This window comes from Pseudorhizobium halotolerans (genome assembly GCF_902153235.2).
Lineage (GTDB): Bacteria > Pseudomonadota > Alphaproteobacteria > Rhizobiales > Rhizobiaceae > Neorhizobium > Neorhizobium flavum.
Genome location: NZ_CABFWE030000008.1, coordinates 135,066 through 152,159, shown reverse-complemented (window position 1 = coordinate 152,159; position 17,094 = coordinate 135,066). Strand labels below are relative to the sequence as shown.

General features: G+C 64.7%; 19 protein-coding genes. 10 read left to right on the top strand and 9 right to left on the bottom strand.

Going from position 1 to position 17,094, the window contains the following annotated elements:
* Positions 1 to 20: 20 nt before the first annotated feature.
* The 3 genes from FN060_RS14845 to FN060_RS14835 form a co-directional block, all read right to left on the bottom strand.
* Complete coding sequence (locus FN060_RS14845; protein WP_142588773.1) at positions 21 to 1,196, bottom strand: phage portal protein; 1,176 nt, start codon at positions 1,194 to 1,196, stop codon at positions 21 to 23.
* A gap of 78 nt (positions 1,197 to 1,274) precedes the next feature.
* Positions 1,275 to 1,889 carry a hypothetical protein gene (locus FN060_RS14840; RefSeq protein ID WP_142588772.1) on the bottom strand — a complete coding sequence of 205 codons (615 nt, stop codon included), beginning with the start codon at positions 1,887 to 1,889 and terminating at the stop codon, positions 1,275 to 1,277.
* Between the two features lie 72 nt (positions 1,890 to 1,961).
* Entirely contained in the window at positions 1,962 to 2,594 is a 633-nt protein-coding gene (locus FN060_RS14835) for a hypothetical protein (RefSeq protein WP_142588771.1), read from the bottom strand.
* Between the two features lie 155 nt (positions 2,595 to 2,749).
* Between FN060_RS14835 and FN060_RS14830 the strand changes: the two genes are divergently transcribed.
* Complete coding sequence (locus tag FN060_RS14830; protein ID WP_172972334.1) at positions 2,750 to 2,890, top strand: hypothetical protein; 141 nt, start codon at positions 2,750 to 2,752, stop codon at positions 2,888 to 2,890.
* Position 2,891: 1 nt separating this feature from the next.
* Here FN060_RS14830 and FN060_RS14825 read toward each other — a convergent pair whose 3' ends face one another.
* Both FN060_RS14825 and FN060_RS14820 read right to left on the bottom strand, forming a co-directional pair.
* A complete protein-coding gene (locus FN060_RS14825; protein WP_244665818.1) occupies positions 2,892 to 4,409 on the bottom strand; it encodes a DNA-packaging protein in 1,518 nt (505 codons plus the stop codon).
* Positions 4,378 to 5,082: a hypothetical protein gene (locus FN060_RS14820; protein WP_183949925.1), complete on the bottom strand. Its 705-nt coding sequence runs from the start codon at positions 5,080 to 5,082 to the stop codon at positions 4,378 to 4,380. The genes FN060_RS14825 and FN060_RS14820 overlap by 32 nt, the downstream gene beginning before the upstream one ends.
* Positions 5,083 to 5,564: 482 nt before the next feature.
* Between FN060_RS14820 and FN060_RS14815 the strand changes: the two genes are divergently transcribed.
* Positions 5,565 to 5,849, top strand: a complete 285-nt coding sequence (locus tag FN060_RS14815) for a DUF3892 domain-containing protein (RefSeq protein WP_142588770.1) — start codon at positions 5,565 to 5,567, stop codon at positions 5,847 to 5,849.
* Positions 5,850 to 5,958: 109 nt separating this feature from the next.
* Positions 5,959 to 6,939, top strand: coding sequence for a glutaminase A (gene glsA / locus FN060_RS14810; RefSeq protein ID WP_142588769.1), 981 nt, complete (start codon positions 5,959 to 5,961; stop codon positions 6,937 to 6,939).
* Between the two features lie 26 nt (positions 6,940 to 6,965).
* Here the strand turns inward: glsA and FN060_RS14805 are convergent, their stop codons facing one another.
* A complete protein-coding gene (locus FN060_RS14805) occupies positions 6,966 to 7,202 on the bottom strand; it encodes a hypothetical protein (protein WP_077547744.1) in 237 nt (78 codons plus the stop codon).
* 219 nt (positions 7,203 to 7,421) lie between these two features.
* Between FN060_RS14805 and FN060_RS14800 the strand changes: the two genes are divergently transcribed.
* From FN060_RS14800 to FN060_RS14780, 5 genes are all read left to right on the top strand, one after another.
* The gene (locus FN060_RS14800; protein ID WP_077547743.1) at positions 7,422 to 7,943 is read left to right on the top strand and encodes a (2Fe-2S)-binding protein; all 522 of its coding nucleotides are present in this window, start codon (positions 7,422 to 7,424) and stop codon (positions 7,941 to 7,943) included.
* Positions 7,940 to 8,956 carry an FAD binding domain-containing protein gene (locus FN060_RS14795; protein ID WP_142588768.1) on the top strand — a complete coding sequence of 339 codons (1,017 nt, stop codon included), beginning with the start codon at positions 7,940 to 7,942 and terminating at the stop codon, positions 8,954 to 8,956. Before FN060_RS14800 ends, FN060_RS14795 begins: the two co-directional genes overlap by 4 nt.
* A gap of 11 nt (positions 8,957 to 8,967) precedes the next feature.
* Entirely contained in the window at positions 8,968 to 11,220 is a 2,253-nt protein-coding gene (locus tag FN060_RS14790) for a xanthine dehydrogenase family protein molybdopterin-binding subunit (protein ID WP_142588767.1), read from the top strand.
* On the top strand, positions 11,217 to 12,359 hold the full coding sequence (locus FN060_RS14785; RefSeq protein WP_210310774.1) for a catalase family protein: 1,143 nt from the start codon (positions 11,217 to 11,219) through the stop codon (positions 12,357 to 12,359). The genes FN060_RS14790 and FN060_RS14785 overlap by 4 nt, the downstream gene beginning before the upstream one ends.
* Before the next feature lie 157 nt (positions 12,360 to 12,516).
* The gene (locus tag FN060_RS14780) at positions 12,517 to 12,786 is read left to right on the top strand and encodes a hypothetical protein (protein ID WP_142588766.1); all 270 of its coding nucleotides are present in this window, start codon (positions 12,517 to 12,519) and stop codon (positions 12,784 to 12,786) included.
* Between the two features lie 229 nt (positions 12,787 to 13,015).
* Here the strand turns inward: FN060_RS14780 and FN060_RS14775 are convergent, their stop codons facing one another.
* Positions 13,016 to 13,759 carry an SDR family oxidoreductase gene (locus tag FN060_RS14775; RefSeq protein ID WP_142588765.1) on the bottom strand — a complete coding sequence of 248 codons (744 nt, stop codon included), beginning with the start codon at positions 13,757 to 13,759 and terminating at the stop codon, positions 13,016 to 13,018.
* A 93-nt stretch (positions 13,760 to 13,852) separates the two neighbouring features.
* Here FN060_RS14775 and FN060_RS14770 point away from each other — a divergent pair, with 93 nt between their 5' ends.
* The gene (locus FN060_RS14770; protein ID WP_142588764.1) at positions 13,853 to 14,794 is read left to right on the top strand and encodes an AraC family transcriptional regulator; all 942 of its coding nucleotides are present in this window, start codon (positions 13,853 to 13,855) and stop codon (positions 14,792 to 14,794) included.
* On the opposite strand, the gene FN060_RS14765 is transcribed toward FN060_RS14770, so the two are convergent.
* Both FN060_RS14765 and FN060_RS14760 read right to left on the bottom strand, forming a co-directional pair.
* The gene (locus FN060_RS14765; protein ID WP_142588875.1) at positions 14,767 to 15,033 is read right to left on the bottom strand and encodes a hypothetical protein; all 267 of its coding nucleotides are present in this window, start codon (positions 15,031 to 15,033) and stop codon (positions 14,767 to 14,769) included. The two genes, FN060_RS14770 and FN060_RS14765, sit on opposite strands and share 28 nt — an antisense overlap.
* Positions 15,034 to 15,309: 276 nt before the next feature.
* Entirely contained in the window at positions 15,310 to 16,065 is a 756-nt protein-coding gene (locus tag FN060_RS14760; protein ID WP_142588763.1) for an SDR family NAD(P)-dependent oxidoreductase, read from the bottom strand.
* A gap of 135 nt (positions 16,066 to 16,200) precedes the next feature.
* Between FN060_RS14760 and FN060_RS14755 the strand changes: the two genes are divergently transcribed.
* On the top strand, positions 16,201 to 17,091 hold the full coding sequence (locus FN060_RS14755; RefSeq protein ID WP_142588762.1) for an AraC family transcriptional regulator: 891 nt from the start codon (positions 16,201 to 16,203) through the stop codon (positions 17,089 to 17,091).
* Positions 17,092 to 17,094 lie beyond the last annotated feature (3 nt).

Genomic DNA, 17,094 nt, shown 5'->3' with positions numbered 1-17,094 from the left:
TCCGGTTCCCGCAACCGCCCTCAATATCCCACTGCCTGCCGCTTCTCCTCCTCGGTCAGAAACTCCGCAGCCCCGACCCTTGCCCAGAGCGCATCCCGCTCTGCGGACAAGCCCGCGATGCGGTCGAGGTCCGGCTCCAGCCTGATCGACCCGCCATAGGCCTCCGAGAGCCAGGCGGAAAAGCTTGCGGCGGTGCGCGTCAGGAGCGGCACCACGGTCAGCCGGTAGAAGGCGCGGTTGGCTTCCTGGTAGTTCGCATAGGTATTGTCGCCCGGAATGCCGATCAGCATCGGCGGCACGCCGAGCGACAGCGCGATATCTCGCGCGGCGGCGTTCTTCGCCTCGATGAAATCCATGTCCTTCGGCGACAGGCCCATGGACTTCCAGTCCAGCCCTCCTTCGAGCAGCAGCGGCCGACCGGCATTCACCGCGCCGGCATAGCCGCTCTCCAGTTCGGCCTTCAGCCGCTCGTACTGGTCGGCGGAGAGATTGCCGCCCTCCTTCGGCTGGTAGACCAGCGCGCCTGAGGGCCGGGCGGAATTGTCGAGCAGCGCCTTGTTCCATTCGCCCGCCGCATTGTGCAGGTCGAGTGCCGCACCGGCCGCTGCCAGCGGCGGAAAGCCGAGGTGGTCGTCGAGCGGATGGAAGAGTTTCAGGTGCAGGAGCGAAAGCCGCCCCTCGCTCTCCGCCGGCAGCCGACGGCTCACATGGCCGGCACGGTAGTCATAGGCGGTGATCCAGCCGTCGCGGCCCTCCACCACACTCATCCGGTCCGGCCGCAAAAGATGCAGTTCCCGCAGGGTGTCGCCCAGCACCAGCGGTTCCACATAGGCATTGCCGGAGAGCAGCAGGTGGCCGTAAAGCGCCTCGAAAAAGTCCGGCCCCGCCTGCCGCGCGTTCGGCTGCGAAAGCAGCGCCAGCGCCGGGTGCGCGCTCACCTCCGCCTCGCCCTCGTAGGCCAGCCACGGCACCGAAGCCGCCGCCTCGGCCACCAGCCGCACGGCCCGGTGCGCCACCGGGTTCTTCATGAAGCCCGCCCGCGCCAGCCCGCCATAGGAGCGGCCGGACCAGTGGGCGATCCCCTCGCCAGCAACCAGCGCGAAGGCCGTCGCCGCCTTGGCCTCGACAGCTGGTGGTTCGGCCATGCGCCCACGTCCCGCCGCAGTCGCCCACGGCAGCCTGAATGGAGATTTCATGATATCGGTCCTTTCCCCGTCGCTAGCCAAAGCCTCGCCGCCGCCCTGCCGTTCACACGGAGCGGGAGCGCGAGCTGCTCAATCCTGCGCCTTTTCCCACATGATCCGCTCGATCCGCCGCAATTCGCGCCGCGAGCGGATCTGCCGCGCGGTCGGCTTGTCGGAAACCAGTGCGCGCCGCCCGTGCTCGTGGCGCACCGTGAAGTTCCGCTCCGCAGCCACCATGCCGTCCTTCCAGGGATAGATGCCGACCGCCGTCAGCCCCAGTTCGCGCAGGTCGTCGATCTCAGCCGCCCCGCCGCAACTGTCCATGGCCGCCCGGGCTATATCCTCGAAGGTCCCGAGATCAAGATATTCCCCCACCGACAGCGGCCCCTGGAAGAGCTCGCTGCGCGGGTCGCGCTCCTCGCTCGCCACCTTCTCGACGTCGCTCAATGAGCAGAAGAGCTCCCTGTCATCGAAGCCGAGCCTGACGAGCAGGCCCTGGATGAAGACGATTTCCGGGCTCATGTTGGTCAGGATCCAGCGGGCGGACAGCTTGTGGCCGCCACCGCGCGTGATCAGGATCTTCGGCCGCAGTTGGTGGCGGTAGCTCATGTAGAAGAGCTGCAGATAGGCCACCCAGACGCCGAGCGTCGCAACGCTCGCCACTGCCGAAACCACCCCGTAATTCTCGCTGAGCCAAGTCGACATGCGGCCTATTCCTCACCATCGTCAGCGGACGCAACGAGGCGGCCGCAGATCAGGTTCCGGGTCAGGGGCACATCAACATCCCAGCGCCCGCGCGAACTCCCGCGCATGCCCCGCCACCAGGTCGGCCCGGTCGCGCCCGTTGATGATCCTGCGCGCGCCCAGCCAATCCTCGCGGCCCGGCCCGAAATAGTCGTCCAGCCGGTGGCCGGTGAAGCTGCCGCGGCGCATGCCCTCGATCAGGATCGCCACCGACACGTCCATCTCCATCGCCCGGCCCGGATCGGCGACGAGGTCCACCCCCGTCACTTCCGACATCGCCTCGTAGTTTCGCCGATGGGTCAGCTGCACCAGGCCGCGGCCGAGCCAGCACTTGCCCTCGCCGTCGCGCCGCCAGTAGGGCGTCCTGACCGACCCCAGCCGCCCGGCGGCGAAGGCGGCGTCCAGCCTGAGGATCGCCTCAGCATCCGTCCGCGCCAGCGTCTCGCGCACCGGCTGCATGGTCGCCGCCGTCTCGTGGAAGGCGGTCGCCAGCACATAGGCGAGTTCCCGCCGGCCGGCCTCGGCGCCATCGTCGCCGGTGCGGGCGCACCAGCCGTCGAGGATGGCGGAGAGCCCCTCGACCTGCCTCTGCATCAGGCGACCGCGGAACGGCTTCTGCCGCGCCCTGGCGAAGAAGGACGGGCGGTCGATGGCCCTGGAAACCATGGCTGTTAACTCCGTTGAAGAAATTCGGCGATCTTTCAATCGGTTTAGAAAAACTAAATCGTTTGAAGTGGTTAGACGCTGATTTACAATTCCTTCATCTTGTGGAACCAACGGCGCCACAGGACGTTTTGGTCGGCCTTTGAGATGGAGAGATCATGATGATGAACCCGCAAGCCCCGGCCCCGCAGCCCAAGCAGCAGCCGATTCCCCAGCACGTTCTCGATCGTCTTGAATCCGAATGGCGCCAGATGCGCGAAAACGCGGCTCCACAGCCGCGCTTGGCTGCAGCCGAATAATCTAGATTCCCCGCACCCGCGGCTCTCCCTGCCCCTCGATCAGGAGAGCCGTGAGCGCCCAGACCAGCGCGTCCAGCCGGTCGGGCGAGCGGCCCGAGGACAAGCCCTCCGGCCCGAAATCACACATCTGGTCTTCCAGTTCCACGAACCGCCCCGCATGCACCACCCGCCGCTGCTCGTAGAGGGCCGCGACCGGCTCGGCGCGCAGGTATTTTCCACGCGTTGCCCGAACCAGCGTCAGCGGCAGGGACACGTCGACGCTTCTCAGCATTGCCGCCACCATCTCTCCGCCCTGGTTCACCTCGGCGACGATCCGGTCGGCGGCAAACCGCCGATAGGTATTGGCCACGGCCCTCGCCCAGCCGGCCGGCGTCATGCCCTCTACCGAACAATCGGCCAGCACCACCGCCCGCCCGCCCGCATCCAGCCCCGCCACGACGATGCCGCAGCAGGAATGCTCGCCGGAACCGGAGGGCGGATCGACCGCCACGACGATGCGCCGCAGCGCCTCCGTCACGCTCACCGTGCAGGCCTCGATCTCGGCGCGCTTCCACAGCGCGTCCTCGCGGTCCTCGATCAGTTCGCCGTCGATCTCCTGCCGCCCGAGCCTCGTGCCGCCATAGCGCTTCTGCAGCTCGACGAGGAAGCCGGGCGCCAGATTTCCTGCATTGTCGCTGGTCGCGATCCGCACCAGCCGCGTGCCGGCGTCCGCCATCAGCCGCTTCAGGAGCGGCACCGGTCGCGGCGTGGTCGTCACCAGTTGCCGCGGGTCGCGGCCGAGCCTTAAGCCGAACTGCAGCATGTCGAAGGTCTCCTCCGCATGCTTCCACTTCGCCAGCTCGTCGCACCAGGCATAATGGAACTGCGGCCCGCGCAGGCTTTCCGGGTCTTCCGAGGAGAATATCTGCGCCACCGCGCCGTTGCGCCAGACGATCCGCCGCCGCGAGATCTCGAACTCGGGCCTGTGGCGCCCGCGGGCGATCCGGCAGATGCCGGAAACCCCGTCCACCATCACCTCGCGCGCCTCGCCCAGCGTTTCCGCCACCAGCGCGATCCGAAGCTCCGAGCGGTCCCCATCCGCAGAGATCAGCGCCTGCACCCATTCCGCCCCGGCCCTCGTCTTGCCCGAACCGCGCCCGCCCATGACCAGCCATGTCCGCCAGTCGCCCGGCGGCGGCCGTTGTTCGCGGCGACCGGCAAAGCGCCACTCGCGTTCGAACCCGATGTGGAACTCTTCGTACGGATCCTCGCTCCCGGAGGCGAGAAAAGGCGGCGCACCCGGTCCTTCGATCTCCCCCCTTGAGGGGGAGATGCCCGACAGGGCAGAGGGGGGTATCCCTGCGTAGCCCGAGCTAAGCTCCTGCAAACCGCTAGGGAAGACAATCTGCTCTCTTGTCTCCCGCGACATCTCACCTTCAGGAGTAGAGGTCTCAGGCGACACTGACTTCGCATCGTCGTGCATCGATCCGACGAGCGCCGCACCCAGGTCAGCCGTGCGCTTCGCCGTTTCCCGGGCCACGATAATCCTCTCGAAGCCCCGGCCCATGTCGGACGACACCTTCACCGTTTTGCCCAAAAGCTTCTCGTTTCGCAGCCTGATCGTCCGCTGGCTGTCTGGCTTGGTCGCCGAGACGCTCCGATACCCAGGCTGGCGGGCCATCCCGCTTCCAGGCCTCGTAAAGACGGAAGGCATCTTCATCGGCACGGTCCTTGATCATCTGGATGAAGCGTTCCTTCGCCTCCCCATAGCCGCTTGCCTCCGCCGCGCGCTCGGCCTCGTCCTCGCGGTCGCGGGCAAGCTGGCGCTGCAGGCTGTCGACCTTTTCCAAGGTCCGGACGATCAGTGACATGGCGTCCGTCGCCGCCTTGATGTCGGCGCGGGCAAGCTTTCCCGCCGTTTCGTCGCCACCGGCAAGCAGGCCCTCGGCCGCAATCCGCATCTTGCGGAAGGCGTCGAACTGGCCGCGCATCTCCACGGTCATCTCGTTCAGAAGCCGCCGCAGCTCTTCGGCCGCGGAAACCAGCACCCCCTCCGCGGACTTCGTTTCAAGCACCAGTGCCCGCACATCCTCGGCCAGCACATCGCCTTCCGGCAGCGCGTCGCGATAGGCGGGTGCGGCCTCCCAGCAGCCAAACAGCGCAAGGTCCACCGCCAGCGGATCGAAGGCGTCGGGTTGATCGGCATGATCCACGGCAAATCTCCAGCCACGCGCCGGCGCCCGGCGAGCCCGAAAAAGGCTCCGGCGAGAAGACATCCGGCGTCAGAACGAAAAAAGGCCCGGCGCAGGGGGCCGGGCCAGCTTTGACTGGAAGCTCTGCAACCCGGCTGCCGGCCAGCTACAGATCTTCGACTATGCCTGCACCCTACCAGACGACCGTGACGCCGTCAAGGATTAAATTCCTATCACGGTGATTTTATGAGAAGGTTGATGGCTCTCGTGGATCGACGCATCGGCTGTGGAAAACGTGGAGAACAATTAATGAACAAAGCTGGCTCTGCCGCCTTCGTTGATTTTGAATAAGAATCAGCTGCCAATGGGGGTGACGGACGAAGTTGCGATTCACCGTCACCCCTGTAACCAAGCCAAAGGGCGGCTCGATATGAACAAGCTGACTTTTAATCTCCGGATGAGTCTCGTCAAGCCACTGCTTTGGCCAAACGAGGATATAGAGCATGACCAGTACGGCTCAGATCAAATGCATCAATAAAGATCCAAGACTAGATCCATATCGCGCGATAACTCACGTGGGTGGCTTTGTAACAAAGCAATGGAAGCTGACGTTAGAAGACGCCATTGGGAAGATAGAACGAAACGAATGGGAGTTCTATGTGGATCGACCCCAAGGAGATCGAGTATGGGTTCAAGTTGCCGTCTCAAAGTACGGGAACAAATATCTTAGAACAGAGAGTGACGGCGATGAGCCGAACAATCTACTAAGCCTACCTGAATGCCCATAGTTCAGGGACGAACCCGGGCGGCGTGAAGCCGCCCGGAACTGAGGTCAAACACTACCCCCTCCCCAGCCCCGCCCTAAATGCCCGCCCGGAAACGAAAGGCGGGCACGGCATGAACAACCCCTTGCAGGACACCCAAGCGCTGAAGGCGATCCTCGAGGAGGTGGTGGAGGATGTCCGCAAGGCCGCCCCCGGCATCTACGAGAAGGCGGTCAGGCAAGCGGAGGAGAACGACAAGCCGTCGCCAAAGAAGGCCGATTTCGAGAAGTTCGGCATCGCCGTCTATACCCGCATGGGCGAACTCGTCTCGGCCGGCAATGCCGGCGTCGGCTTTCCCATCCAGTCGATCTCCAAGGTGTTCGCATTGGAAGTGGCACTGGAGGCGGTCGGCGAAAAGCTCTGGAAGCGCATGGGCCGCGAGCCTTCGGGCGACCCCTTCAACTCGATCATCGACCTGGAGCGCGACCGCGGCATTCCGCGCAATCCCTTCATCAATGCCGGCGCACTGGTGGTCTGCGACATCCTCGTCGGCATTGGCGGCAATGCCGGGCCGAACCGCCACGTGGTGAAACTCCTCGAAAACCTGCTCGAGGACCGGACGATCGATTTCGACAAGACGGTGCTGGAGAGCGACCGAACCGGCGGCGATCTCAACCGTTCGCTGATGTACATGGCGCGCCACTACGGCAACCTGAACCACCCGGTGGAAAAGGTGCTGGACGCCTATATCCACCAATGCGCCATCACGCTCGATTGCCGCGGGCTCGCCAAGGCCGGCTGCTTCCTGATGTTGGATGATCCGGACGATGGCGACGAGGTGACGGTCGCCGCCGCGCGCCGGGCACGGCGCATCCTCGCGGTGATGATGCTCTGCGGCCAGTATGATGGCTCGGGAGATTTTGCCTATCGCGTCGGCCTTCCCGCCAAGTCGGGCGTTGGCGGTGGCATCCTGGCGATTGCGCCGCATCGGGCATCCATTGCCGTCTGGTCGCCGGCGCTCGATCCGATGGGCAACAGCTGGCTCGGCACGCTCGGGCTGGAGCTTCTGTCGAAGAAGACCGACTGGTCCGTCTTCGGCCGTGCAAGGCATTGAGTGGAAACAGGAAAAGGGGTTCGACCTCACCAGCGGTCGCGATTGCGTTCCCGCCTTCGTCGCTCTTCCTGCGGCTGCGATATCATCGATTTCTTGAGGTCTACCCCGGCCATCTCTTCGATGACCAGCAGAAACAGCAGGAAGATGGATACCGCCGCCATCCAGAACCCCGTCCAGCCACCGACGCGAAGCCCGGTGCCGATGGCAAGCTGAAGCGCGATGAAGGCCAGCGCACAAAATCCGAGTTGGCTCAATCGAAGCATGATCGGTCACCTTGTCGCAGTGGGTGATGCCGCAGTTAACACTATACTAAAGTCTAGGTTCCCTGCAAAGTTCTGGAAACGCCCAGGCGCCGGCGCGAAAGCGATTCGGCTACCCTCGCCACGTCTCCTGTTGCCGCCCGCTGGGATGATCCAGGCCGGGCCGGAACAATCGCAAAGCCCTTCCGTTACCACGGCACCACTTTCCGGAAAGGGCTTTCCATGGACATCGCCACGGCACATGCGCAGCCGAAGACGCGGGTTGCGCTGACCATCAACGGCCACCGACACGACCTCGAAATCCACCCCTGGGTTACGCTGCTCGACCTGCTGCGCGGCCCCATGCAGCTCAACGGCACGAAGAAGGGCTGCGACCACGGCCAGTGCGGCGCCTGCACAGTGCTGATCGACGGCGAGCGCATCAACTCCTGCCTGAAGCTCGCCGTCACCCTCGACGGCACGAACATCACCACCATCGAAGGCCTCGGCACCCTGGACGAGATGCACCCGATGCAGAAGGCATTCGTGGAGCACGACGCCTACCAGTGCGGCTATTGCACGCCCGGCCAGATCTGTTCCGCCGTCGCCCTTCTTCGGGAGGGTCATGCCCGCACACGCGAAGAGATCCGCGAGATGATGAGCGGCAATCTCTGTCGCTGCGGCGCCTATACCAATATCGCCGATGCAATCCAGGACGTCATGGACCAGGAAGTGGAAGTCGGCATGCGGGAGGCTGCGGAATGAGGCCCTTTTCCTATACCCGTGCCGAAACGCTCGGCGATGCCATGGCAGCCCTTGCCGCCGACCCGACGGCCCGCGTGCTTGCCGGCGGCACCAATCTCATCGACCTGATGAAATATGATGTCGAGCGCCCGGCCGCGATCGTCGACATCAACCGCCTGCCGCTGAAGGAGATCGAGGAACTGCCGGATGGGTCTTTGCGCATCGGCGCGCTCGTCTCCAACGCCGCGCTTGCCTATCACCCAGCGGTCACCGAGCGCTTTCCGCTGCTCGCCAGCGCCATCCTCGCCGGCGCCTCGCCGCAGCTCAGGAACGCCGCCACGACCGGCGGAAACCTCCTGCAGCGGACCCGCTGCTACTATTTCTACGACCCCTCGACGCCCTGCAACAAGCGCGACCCCGGCTCCGGCTGCGGCGCGATCGGCGGCGTCAACCGCATCCACGCCATCCTCGGCGCCAGCGAACACTGCATCGCCACCCACCCGTCGGACATGTGCGTGGCGCTCGGCGCCCTCGCGGCTGTGGTCGAGGTCGAGGGACCGGAAGGCCGGCGCGACATTCCCTTCGCCGATTTCCACCGTCTGCCCGGCGACCACCCCGAGCGCGACAACACCATGCGCCACGGCGAGATCATCATTGCCATCCGGCTGGAGGGCAATCACTTCGCAGCCCATCACAGCTACCTGAAGCTGCGCGACCGGCTCTCCTATGCCTTCGCGCTCGTCTCGGTCGCTGCAGCACTGGACGTCAAGGACGGCATGATCGTCGACATGCGCGTGGCGCTCGGCGGCGTCGCCCACAAGCCGTGGCGCGACAGCCTGGCGGAAGCCGAATTCGCCGGGGAGCCGGCCACGGAAGAAACCTTTGCCGCGCTCGCCGACCGACTGCTCGCCGGCGCCGAAGGCCAGGGCGACAACGACTTCAAGATCCCCATGGCCCGCAAGGCCATCGTCCGGGCGCTGAAGCAGGCCGCCGCCGGCACGCCGCAGGTCCAGTCCGACAAGCAGATCCGGTGAAGGAGTTCCAGATGTTGAACGAAAAACCAGTCTTCGGATTTCCGCTGCCGCGCATCGACGGCCCGCTGAAAGTCACCGGCACCGCCCCCTATGCCGCCGAATACCACGATCCCGGCATGCTCTTCGGTTATGCCGCCCAGGCGACCATCGCGAGCGGCCGCATCGCCTCGATCGACACCATGGAAGCGGAAGCCTATCCGGGCGTGGTCAAGGTCTATACCTACAAGAACCGTCCCTCGGCCGCCCGGAGCGACAAGAAGTGGAAGGACGAGGTCGCGCTTCCCGGCCACCCGTTCCGTCCGCTGGAAAACGACCGCATTCTCTTTGGTGGACAGCCAATCGCGCTCGTGGTGGCGGAAAGCTTCGAGGCCGCCCGCGACGCGGCAGACCTCATCCGCGTCGAATATCATCCGGACGAGCCGCATACCGACATCACGGTGGAGCGGGCGAAAAGCTATGTGCCGCCGGAGGCGCGCAAGGAGGAGATGCGCCCGACCGATCCGCGCGGTGATGCAGAGCGTGCGTATGAGGCCGCGCCCTTCAAGATCGACGTCGAATACCTGCAGCTGGGCGAGCACCACAACCCGATGGAGCTCTTCGCCTCCACCGCCATCCGCAACGAGGACGGCACGCTGACCGTCTACGACAAGACGCAGGGCTCGCAGAACAGCCACGACTATGTCTGCAACGTCTTCGGCCTGAAACCAGAGGATGTGCGCGTCGTCAACGCCTATGTCGGCGGCGCCTTCGGCTCCGGCCTTCGCCCCAAGCACCAGCTGTTCTTCGCGGTGATGGCAAGCCTCGATCTTGAACGCTCGGTGAAGGTCGAGATGAGCCGCAGCGAGATGTTCTACCTCACCTGGCGGCCGGCGACGATCCAGCGCATGCAGCTTGCGGCAAGTGCCGATGGCCAGCTGATGTCGGTCCGCCACCACGCGATCCAGACCACCTCGCTCCACGAGGACTACCAGGAAAACCTCGTGAACTGGTCCGGCCTCACCTACAAGTGCGACAACGTCAAGCTGTCCTACGAGCTTGTAAAGACCACGCTTTCCACGCCCGGCGACATGCGCGCACCCGGTGCCGCCACCGCCTTCCTCGCACTGGAATCGGCGATGGACGAGTTGGCCTACGAAGTCGGCATGGACCCCCTGGAATTCAGGGGGAAGAACTTCGTCAGCTATGACCAGAACGACGACCTGCAGATCACCTCCAAGGAGCTCGACACCTGCTACCGCGTTGGCGCGGAACGCTTCGGCTGGGACAAGCGCAGCCACGAACCCGGGTCCATGCGCGACGGCAACGACCTGATCGGCTGGGGCGTCGCGACCGGCGTCTGGGAAGCGACGCTGACGCAGGCGGAAGCCAAGGTGCGCCTCTTCCCCGACGGCAAGATCACCGTCATGGCGGCGGCCTCCGACATTGGTACCGGCACCTATACGATCCTCGCCCAGGTCGCGGCGCAGGAACTCGGCCAGGGCGCCGAACGGGTCAGCGTGTTGATCGGCGATTCCAGCCTGCCGAAGACTTCCGTCGAAGGCGGTTCCTGGACTGCCGCCTCCTCCGGTTCCGCCGTCCAGGCCGGCTGCCTGGAGATCAGGAAGACGCTCCTGTCGCTGGCCCAGAAGATGGACAATCATCCCTTCGGCAATGCTCCCGTCGAGGAACTGGCGATCCGCGATAACCGCCTCGTGCTCGATCGCAACGACCAGGTGGGGCTCTCGATCGCCGATATCCTAGGCCACCACGGCATGGCCTCCGTGGAAGGCCACGGCAAAGTGGCGCCGGATCAGGAGCAGGCCAAGAAGTTCACGAGCTACACCCATTCCGCGGTCTTTGTGGAAGTCAGGATCGATGCCGAGCTAGGCGTTCCGCGGGTGACGCGGGTGGTCAGCGCCATCGACGCCGGCCGCATCATCAACCCGAAGACGGCCCGCAGCCAGATCCTCGGCGGCGTCGTCATGGGGCTCGGCATGGCGCTCCACGAGGAAGGCATGATCGACCACCGGGCCGGCCGGATCATGAACCACAATATCGCCGAATACCACGTCCCTGCCCATGCGGATGTCCACGACATCGACGTGATCTTCATCGAGGAGGAGGACAGGATGGCGAGCCCGATCGGCGTCAAGGGCCTCGGCGAGATCGGCATCATCGGCGTCGGTGCTGCCGTCGCCAACGCCATCTTTCACGCCACCGGTACCCGCCACCGGCATTTCCCGATCACCATCGACAAGATCATGGAAGGACTTCCCGTCAGATGATCAGCCGCCTTGCCATCCCCCCCGTCCGGTATACGCCGGACGTCGAGACGCTCGAGGCGGATGAAGCGGAAACCAGCCGCAAGATCGCCGAAACGATGATCTCGATCTGCGAGACCACCTACGCGAACTCCGGCCACGCGATCCGCGCCGTCCATGCCAAGAGCCACGGATTGCTGGCGGCGAGTTTGGAGGTATTTGACGACCTGCCGCCGGAGCTGGCGCAAGGCCTTTTCGCGGTACCGGGACGCTACGAGGCCGTGGTCCGCCTCTCCACCACTCCCGGCGACCTGCTTCATGACAGCGTCTCGACCCCGCGCGGCATGGCGCTGAAGATCCTCAACGTGGACGGCCCGCGCCTGCCGGGCTCGGCCCGATCCACCAGCCAGGACTTCGTGATGGTCAACGGCAAGGAGTTCAATTCGCCCTCGGGCAAGGCCTTCCTGCAGAACGCACGGCTTCTCGCCGCCACCACCGATCGCATGGAGAGCGCCAAGGAGGTGATCTCCAAGGTCTTCAAGACGGTCGAAGGCGCACTTGAGAGCGTGGGCAAGGAGAGTGCGGCGCTGAAGGCGCTCGGCGGCAACCCCGAGACGCATATCCTCGGCGAGAGCTTCTTCGCCCAGCTGCCTCTGCGCTACGGAGATTATATCGCCAAGATCGGCGTCGTCCCCGCCTCTGCCAACCTGAAGGCGCTGACCGGCACCACCGTCGATACCGGGAAGGACCCGGATGTCATCCGGCACGAGACGCAAGAATTCTTCACCCGAGAAACCGCGGTCTGGCACCTGCAGGTGCAGCTCTGCACGGATCTAGACGCCATGCCGGTCGAAGGCGTCGATGCCTGGGACGAGGCGAAAAGCCCCTTCATCACCGTCGCTACCCTCACTGTGGGGCCTCAGCAGGCCTGGAGCGAGGAGCTGTCGCGACAGGTCGACGACGGCATGCTTTTCAGCCCCTGGAACGGGCTTGCGGCCCACCAGCCGCTCGGCTCGATCATGCGGCTAAGAAAACTCTCCTATGAACGCTCGGCGGCCTTCCGCTCGGAGAGGAACGAGACTTCTGTCAGGGAGCCGTTGACATGCCCCTTCGGCCATGGCGTTCCTACGCAGATGGAAGGCCAGCCAATGCGCCGGTTGTAAGCCTCTTCCGCATGGGGGATGCGGCAGGCATCGGTGCGTGGCGGGAAGAAATCCTTCCACGGCACCGACGATGCTGGATCGAAGCGCGGCAAGCAGCTACATGAATGCCAGTCGCAGCCAGTTCAGGAGCGCTGCAACCGACGCAAAGGAGCGCCCGATGGCCAAAGAGCCGAAGCTGGAATATTCGGATTTTTCAGGAGAATTCGAGGACGATGGCATCACCGTGCTCGTCGACATCCATCGGCCGGTCGGAAGCGAGGGCGGATGGACGCTGGAGGTAATCTCTCAGGAAGAAGACGTCACCACCTGGGAAGGGACGTTCGAGACGGACAAGGATGCCTGGGAAGAGTTTCTCGCCACCGCCGAGAAGGATGGCATCCACTCGTTTTTTGGTGACGAGGACACGGACGAAGAGTCCGTGCACTGAGCCTCAAGCGCATCGACCGGCATCCTGCCTAGGCCCGGAACGGCAACCGTAGCCTGCGCCACGGCCGCCCCGGCGGTTCATCCTAGAAGATGAACAAGTAGAGCAGGATGATGACGAAGATGGGCACACCCATCGCCCACAACACGATACCTTTGAGCATCTTCTTTCTCCTTTGGTTCGATCCCACAACGCCTCGAGCGCGCCGGAAGTTCCTCGCGTCGTGCGGGGTTTAAGCCGCCCCTGCAAGTGCGACAGCATCGGCGCCGGCGGGATAGCGAAGCCGGTCCGATCTGTCATTCGCCGCGCACCACACCGCCGCCGCCACATCGGCTTCCGTGGTCGTGAGGGCAGGATTGGCGAACCCTGCGAAGATGGGCTGCGCGAAATCGGCATAGGCGGCAGGGATAAGATCCGCGACAGGGATGTCGGTATTCGCCGCAAATCGGGTGGTCGGCGCATAGCCGGGCTCCACCAGTTTCACCCCTATGCCGAAATGGGCGAGTTCATGGGCAAGTGCGCCCGTGAAGCCTTCGATCGCCTGCTTGCTGGCGGTGTAGGCGGCCGTCAGCGGCATGGGCGCCAGCGTGACGCTGGAGGTGACGTTGACGATGATCCCCGACCGGCGCTCCCGCATTTGCGGGATGACGGCATGCGTCATCGCCATGGTGCCGAAGGTATTAGTGTCGAACACCTTGCGGATATGAGACATCGGGGTCGCCTCGAAGGCGCCCACCACGCCGATGCCGGCATTGTTGACCAGTACGTCGATCGGGCCGGCTTCCTGTAGCGCAACCTCGATGCTCTCCCGCCGCGTGACGTCCAGCGGCAGAAGGCGGATACGGTCAGATTGCGGAAGCAGGCTTTCCTGAGGTCTGCGCATGGTGGCAATGACGCGCCACCCCTGCTCATGGAAGTGCCGGGCCGTTGCAAGCCCGTAGCCGGACGAGCATCCGGTGATGAGGACAGTGTTCATGTCGATCTCCTTTGACGTTGACGCCTCCCCTCTAGCAGCGGTATCCAAGACGATCTTCAACATGAAGTCCGTCTTTCATTGGTGATCGTCCAGATGTCCGATCCACTCACGCAGCTGATCCAGCTTCTGAAGCCGCAGGCCGTGTTCTCGAAGGGGATCAGTGGTGCCGGCTCCTGGGCCGTCCGCTATTCTGAGTTCGGCCACCCGGGCTTCTGCGCCGTGACCCAGGGAGAATGCCGGTTGGCGGTGGACGGACTGCCTCCGGTTATCGTGGAAGAGGGCGATTTCGTGCTGCTGCCGGGCACTCCCGCCTTCACCATGTCCAGTCTGGAGCCCGGCATTCCGCTGCATGTGGACCCGAAGACGGCCACCCTCCCGATGACGGAAGTCCGCTATGGTCGTCCCGACGGACCACCGGACATGCGGCAGTTCGGAGGGTACTTCCGCTTCGGTTCGCCGGATGCCGGAATGCTGGTGTCGCTCCTGCCGGCGATGATCCATGTGCGCGGCAATCCAAGGCTGTCACAACTGGTGCGGTTGGTGGGCGACGAGACGGCACACGAGGGCGTCGGACGCGACTTCATCCTCGAGCGCCTCGTCGAAATCCTGTTGGTGGAAGCGCTTCGAGCGGTCCCGGCACAGGAAACCGAACCGGGACTGCTGAGGGGGCTGGCGGACGCGAGGATCGCGGACGCGCTGCGGTCCATGCACGATGACATCACCCACCCATGGACGGTGCCCGAACTCGCCCGGCTCTCCGGCATGTCGCGCTCGGCCTTCTTCGAACGCTTCGCCCGCGTGGTGGGGGTGAGCCCGATGGATTATCTTCTCGGCTGGCGGATGACAGTTGCGAAGGACATGCTGCGCGGCGGGAAGATGCCGCTTGAGCAGGTGGCCGAGCGCGTCGGCTACGGCTCCGCCACCACCTTCAGCACCGCCTTCAGCCGGCGGATCGGATTGGCGCCTGGCCTTTATGCGCGGCGCGAGAGGTTGCGGACGGCAGAAGCTCAGTCGTCGGGATATTCGATCCGGTAGCGGCTGACGAGCCGCAGCGACCGGTCGGGCTGAATGACGTAGCGCTCGCCCCATTCCTGGTTGAACTGGTCGCGGAACCGATGGGTGACCGTGCTTCCGACCGGCGCCTTGGTCAGCCGCGTTGCCGGCTGGCCGCCATAGGTGATGCTGCCGGGAACCGGCTCCAGTTCGCCGGCGGTCGTGCAGCCGCTCAATCCGAGGGTGAGGCCAACGCTAAGGGCGGGTATCAAGAGGCGCATCATTGTGTTCTCCTGTCGGTCGGAGCTTCAACAATGGCTGCTGCAAGAGGTTCCGCAGGCCTGCGTGGTTCCCGCAAGGCTAGCAGCTGTTCGACGAAAGACATTGAAGCGGGACGGCCAGCGTGATCTCGCGGCAGCAACGTGACGTCAATCGGTCGCCCGACCCCGTTCTAAAGATAACGGCAGTCGCGTCCCGGGTGGCTTGTGACAGAGAGGGAGCGCCAAGTCCAACCCAAATGAGGGACAAGGCGCTCCTTCAACCTCACTCTCGGCAGGTCAGATCACCTGTCCGCCGGAGACCTCGATCCGCTGGCCATTGACCCAGCGATTGTCCTCACTGAGCAGGCTTGCGACCATCGGACCGATGTCATCCGGCACGCCGACGCGGCCGAGCGCGGTCATGTCGGCGAAGACCTTGTTGAGGTCCGGCATGTCGCGGACCGCGCCGCCGAGGAAGTCGGTCTCGATCGCGCCGGGGGCGACGCTGTTGACGGCAATCCCGCGTCCGCCGAATTCCTTGGCCATGTAGATGCTCAGCACTTCCACCGCCCCCTTCATCGCCGAATAGGCGGCAAAGCCCGGATAGGAGATGCGGGTCAGGCCGGAGGACAGGTTGACGATCCGGCCGCCATCGGCGAGCAGCGGCAGCAGCGCCTGGGTGAGGAAGAAAACGCCCTTGAGGTGGACGTTCACCAGCGCATCGAACTGCGCTTCGGTGGTATCGGCGATCATCGCCATGTCGCCATGGCCGGCATTGTTGACCAGATGGTCGAAGCTGTCGCGGCCCCAGGTCTTCTTCAGCGCCGCGCGCAGGTCCTCGGCAAAGTACCGGAAGCCCGAAACGTCGCCGGTGTCGAGCTGCAGGGCGACAGCTTTTCGACCAAGCGCCTCGATCTCCGCAACGACGGCCTCGGCTTCGTCGACGCGGGTGCGGTATGTGACGACGACGCCGTCGCCCCGGCGGGCGATGCTGAGCGCCGTGTTGCGGCCAAGGCCGCGGCTGGAACCGGTGACGAGTGCGATCTTTGTCATGGCAGAACTCCTTTGGCTGGTGACCGTCGGAATATGATCGTCCCTCCCCTCCTGCGGTTGCCGGAAGCTCTGCCTTCTTTGCCTGATCCTCCAGATGCCGTTTACGCGACCGCTCCGCTGCCTTAGGGTAGGCTCATGACCAACACCCTGCTCGATGCCGTTCGCCGCTATACGCTGAACCACGCCGACCGCACCGGGGTGGCCGCAACTCCGATTGCGGGCCTGACGGTGATCCGAACGACGGCCCGTAGCGAACTGCAGTATGCGATCTCCCGTCCGCTCGCCTGTCTGGTGCTGCAGGGAACCAAGCATGTGATGATGGGCGAGCGCTCCTTCGACTTCCAGGCCGGCGATTCCATGCTGATCACCGCCGACGTGCCGACAGTCAGCCAGATCACCAGGGCAAGCGTGGCGGAGCCCTATTTCTCCATAGTGATCGACCTCGATCCGGCGGTCATCGCCGAACTGACGCAGGAGATGTCGGACGTCCCGGATAAAGGCGGCGCGCCGGTCCGGGTGGACCAGACGAATGCGGAGGTGGCGGACTGCGCCCTGCGGCTGATGCGTTTGCTCGATCGTCCGACGGCGATCCCCGTGCTGCACGGCCAACTCGTGCGCGAGATGCATTACTGGCTGCTTGCCGGACGCCACGGACCGGCGATCCGGCGGCTCGGTTTCGCCGACGGCCACATGCAGCGCATCGGCCGCGCCGTGAGCCTGTTGCGCAACGCGTTCGCACGGACGATCAGCGTCGACGAACTCGCCGCCGTGGCCGGGATGAGCGTCTCCTCCTTCCACCAGCATTTCCGGTCAATCACGTCGCTGTCGCCGCTGCAGTTCCAGAAGCAGCTCCGCCTCATCGAGGCGCGGCGGCTGATGCTAACGGAAGGGGCGACGTCGAGCAGCGCGGCCTTTGCCGTCGGCTACGAGAGCGTCCAGCAGTTCACCCGGGAATACCGCCGCATGTTCGGCCTGCCGCCGGTGAAGGAAATCCAGGCCGCCCGCGCCCGTCAGCAGGCGGCGTGAACC